The organism is Rhodovibrio sodomensis (assembly GCF_016583645.1).
Lineage (GTDB): Bacteria > Pseudomonadota > Alphaproteobacteria > Kiloniellales > Rhodovibrionaceae > Rhodovibrio > Rhodovibrio sodomensis.
Genome location: NZ_NRRL01000213.1, coordinates 1 through 3380 on the forward strand (window position 1 = coordinate 1; position 3380 = coordinate 3380).

At 62.1% G+C, this 3380-nt stretch carries 4 protein-coding genes and 2 pseudogenes; 2 read left to right on the forward strand and 4 right to left on the reverse strand.

Going from position 1 to position 3380, the window contains the following annotated elements; translation table 11 throughout:
- Positions 1 to 202 (forward strand): annotated as a pseudogene (locus tag CKO28_RS28155) (hypothetical protein); the annotation flags it as partial.
- A gap of 294 nt (positions 203 to 496) precedes the next feature.
- Here the strand turns inward: CKO28_RS28155 and CKO28_RS27040 are convergent.
- From CKO28_RS27040 to CKO28_RS29525, 4 genes and pseudogenes are all read right to left on the reverse strand, one after another.
- Positions 497 to 760: a hypothetical protein gene (locus CKO28_RS27040; protein WP_200344520.1), complete on the reverse strand. Its 264-nt coding sequence runs from the start codon at positions 758 to 760 to the stop codon at positions 497 to 499.
- A gap of 435 nt (positions 761 to 1195) precedes the next feature.
- Positions 1196 to 1534: a hypothetical protein gene (locus CKO28_RS27045; protein WP_200344522.1), complete on the reverse strand. Its 339-nt coding sequence runs from the start codon at positions 1532 to 1534 to the stop codon at positions 1196 to 1198.
- Between the two features lie 109 nt (positions 1535 to 1643).
- Entirely contained in the window at positions 1644 to 1907 is a 264-nt protein-coding gene (locus CKO28_RS27050; protein WP_200344524.1) for a hypothetical protein, read from the reverse strand.
- Between the two features lie 297 nt (positions 1908 to 2204).
- A pseudogene (locus CKO28_RS29525) lies at positions 2205 to 3117 on the reverse strand (ISAs1 family transposase).
- On the opposite strand from CKO28_RS29525, the gene tnpA reads away from it, so the two are divergent.
- A partial coding sequence (gene tnpA / locus CKO28_RS28745) for an IS66-like element accessory protein TnpA (RefSeq protein ID WP_242480856.1) occupies positions 3074 to 3380 on the forward strand: 307 nt, incomplete at its 3' end. The pseudogene CKO28_RS29525 and the gene tnpA overlap by 44 nt on opposite strands.

A 3380-nucleotide genomic window follows, 5' to 3' on the forward strand; every position in this document is an offset into this window, starting at 1 on the left:
GAACCCGATCGAGCGATTATGGGCGGTCATGCATCAGCGCGTGACGCACAACCGTCATTACCCCACCCGGAAACAATTCGCCGATGCTATCCTGGTGTTCTTTCGAGACACTATTCCAAGAGAATGGCATACATTCAGGGAACAGGTGTCCGACAACTTCCGCATCATAACCCACCAAGATTTTCGGATTTTGGAAGGTTAGGGGTATAGGTTACCGATCTTTATGATGAGTTCGGCAAGCTTGCGGCGGTTCGAATCAGCGATCGTGAAAGAGCGCCCGCCGCGATTTTATTGCGCGGTCTTCGCGTTAAGCTCGAACGAGGCGTCCGATAGCGTGATCAACCCGGTGCGAACATATACGGACTGCAGCTTCCCCTCGGCGACGCCGAGGGCGCTGGCAATTGGGCGGCGGACATCCGCTTCGGGCGCGTTTTCGAGTGTTAGTGCCGCACATAGGCCGGCACCGGCTCGGCAAGGCCTTCGAACGCCTTACGCATCAGCGTCCCCCCCGGCGCCAGTCCCGCAGCGCGTCGTTGAAGGGCTTCACGGCACTGTCGATAAGGCCAGTTTCCGTGATCATCACGCGGCCGGTTAGCGGGCAGGGCCTGAACGGCAGTTTGCGCTGGCCGCGCCGGTCGGGCGACGCCCAGGATCGCATCGTGCGTTCAGTACACGGCTGTCCAGTGCGCTCGCTGTAGATCTTCGCGGCTTCGGGAATCGTCAGCAGTCGGTTGGGGTTGGCAGGTCGATGTTCGCTCATGTCGTTTCTCCGCGTCTGATGGTGTCAGCCGCGGCCTATATGATGTCGTCCGCGCGGAATGGGCCGGTCACCTACCAAGATTATGCGTAACCGGCTTCGGCACGCAGGAGCATCACCAACGCTGCCAGGATCACATCGATAACCTCGTCGGGCGTCGGCTTTTTGCCAGCCCGGCGGATCACCGCTTCTGTGATCTCGAGGCGGTCGCTGATCGCGCTGGAATGGGCTATCCGCGTCGGGTGGTTGCGTTTGGGTCCGGTAAGGGCAGTTACCGGACGTAACTGACCGCCCGCGCAACCAGCGCCCGGCGATAGCCCTGGAATGGCGGTGGTTTTAGAGGGCCTGGGGAGCATGGCGGATCAGTTGACATTCACAAACGCACGGAACGCATGCCGCCAGGGAACTTGATCTGCAATAATATCGCGGGTGGCATGATCACCGGGGCCAGGCCACTCGCATGTATCCGATGTCCCGGTGCAGTATTTCTGCGGTTTCGGCAAGGGCGGCGTTACGCCGAAGGCTGCGCATGTCCTTCGCTGCGGCGGTAAGCCATTTCTGCACGCGCTCAGCGTGGTCGTCGGCTCTCTCCGCTTTGTCCGCGCCCATCGAGAGAAACATGCGGTAGCATCGCCATTCCGCGACTGCCTCCGCCAAGTTTCCCTGCGTGAATTGCCAGTTCGGATCACTCTCCGCACGGTGCCTACATTGATCGTACAGCCAGAGCATCTGACGTTCGGCCGCGTCCAGATCGGCCACCAATGCGGCGGGGGTCATATAGTGTATCGGTCAGGCTCCTATCAAATGCCCTGGAGCGGGCGCGTCGTTGTCGGTACAGCTTTCAGGCCAACGCCCTATCTGCGGGTCAGGCTTGTCGGGCGAAGTGTCAGCCGAGCTTGAGCCGGCTTAGAGGTTTAATGCCCTCCTCGATCAGGCCGCGCCAAACTCGTTTCGCGTGACTGGGATCAACCAGGAGGCTAGCAAATTCGGCGCGGTGAGCCTGCTGCCAGGGTCCAGGCTTATCTTCGTGAGCCTCCAAATCGGTCGCCTGACACTCCACGTAATCGCGGCGGGCCTGGTGGACGGCACCGATCGTCTCGTGAAGCCCATCGACGCTATCGCCGGGCAGTTTCAACTGGTGAATGAACATGGCACGGCCCTGGTTCTGGTTCTGCGAGTGATCCGACCGTCAAATAGGCACGCCTGCACGAAACCAAAGACGCGGCCACCGCGATCTGAGAAAATGTAAGAGCGGCGGCTTGCGCCGCCTGTTGAGCGAAACGGAATACTGGACCCCCGGCGACACCAAAACCGGCCCCTGACTGTGCATCGGCACCTGGGTCAACCTGACCTCACGCGTTTCATCACGTATTTACCGCGCCAATCGGCACTGTGACCTCCTTGCCGATCTAAACACCATACGTCATCCAGGGCTGTTCAGTTTTCTTCATGAGCCGGCATAGTCGAAGAGTTTGTCGGGGTTGAGCGCGGTGGCGTAGCGCGCTTGAGCCACGTTGCGCACGCCGTTCGCCCGGAGGATGTTGAGCGCGAAGCTGCGGATACGAGTGAAGGTCCCGGGTTGGACACGGATCCGGCTGTGATCTTCGCCCAGGGTCACGTCGCGGACGTGATGGTTGCGGTTCTCGATGGTCCAATGCGCGCGCACGGCCTTGGCGAAGTCGGCGGCGGACAGCGGGATCTGGCAGACGTAGAACGCGGTTTCGCTGCGTTCAGTCCAGCGGCCTGTGGCCGGCTGCTTCACCCAGGTAAGGCGATACACGCGGGCGGCCTGCACGATCAGTCCGTCCCAGGCGGGATCCAGTTGACCGCTCACGTCGAAGGTTTCGACCGAGCGGTGCTCCTGTCGGCCGTGCCGGTTGCGCACAACCGTCTCGTTCCGGTCGCGAGGCGACTGCGACCGGGCAAGATGCTGAACGCGGCCCAGGAGGTGTGGTTGGTTGCCTTTGACCTGCGCCAGGACCGCGTTACCGCTCGTCTGGGCGGCCTCAAAGGTTTTTTTGGCAGTGGAGGGCGTCGACCGTGAACAGGACGCCGGAGACGTTCAGGTCCGCGATCATCTCTTGCACGGCAGCCACCTCGTCGCTGGACCCATCGAGTTCGGTGTGTGCCAGGATGAGCGCGTCGTCCGAGGCGAAGGCGCTCAGGGTCGCAGCGGCGGCCTGATCGTTGAGCTGATCAAAGCTGCGTTTGAGGGTCTTGCCGTCGAGCGCGATGTAAGCGTCACGAGACCCCCACGTGGCGCTCCGCCGCGGTATGTGTGTAGCCTCTCCGCTCTTTCGCGAGCAGGAGGGGCTGATGAGCGATCGTGTGCAAGGTAATTGGCAAACTGATGGGCACACGTACCAGCGGATGGAGCTGACGACGGGAACGCCGCGGCGGCGGTCCTGGACGCTGGCCGACAAGGCCCGGATCGTGGCGGAGAGCTTTTCGGGCGACCGCCCAGCGTCCGAGGTCGCGCTGAAGCACGGCATCCATCGCAACCAGATCTACAACTGGCGCCGCGAGCTGGCCAAGGCGGCCACGAACGAGATCGAGGACGACAGCCCGTTCGTGCCGGTGCGCGTGGCGCCGCCTGAACCGGAGACGCCCGTCGCCGAGCCAG

What these genes read in the sequence shown, in the direction of transcription:
- CKO28_RS27040 (WP_200344520.1), bottom strand. Translation starts at nt 760, where the DNA reads ATGAGCGAACATCGACCTGCCAACCCCAACCGACTGCTGACGATTCCC.
- CKO28_RS27045 (WP_200344522.1), bottom strand. Translation starts at nt 1,534, where the DNA reads ATGACCCCCGCCGCATTGGTGGCCGATCTGGACGCGGCCGAACGTCAG.
- CKO28_RS27050 (WP_200344524.1), bottom strand. Translation starts at nt 1,907, where the DNA reads ATGTTCATTCACCAGTTGAAACTGCCCGGCGATAGCGTCGATGGGCTT.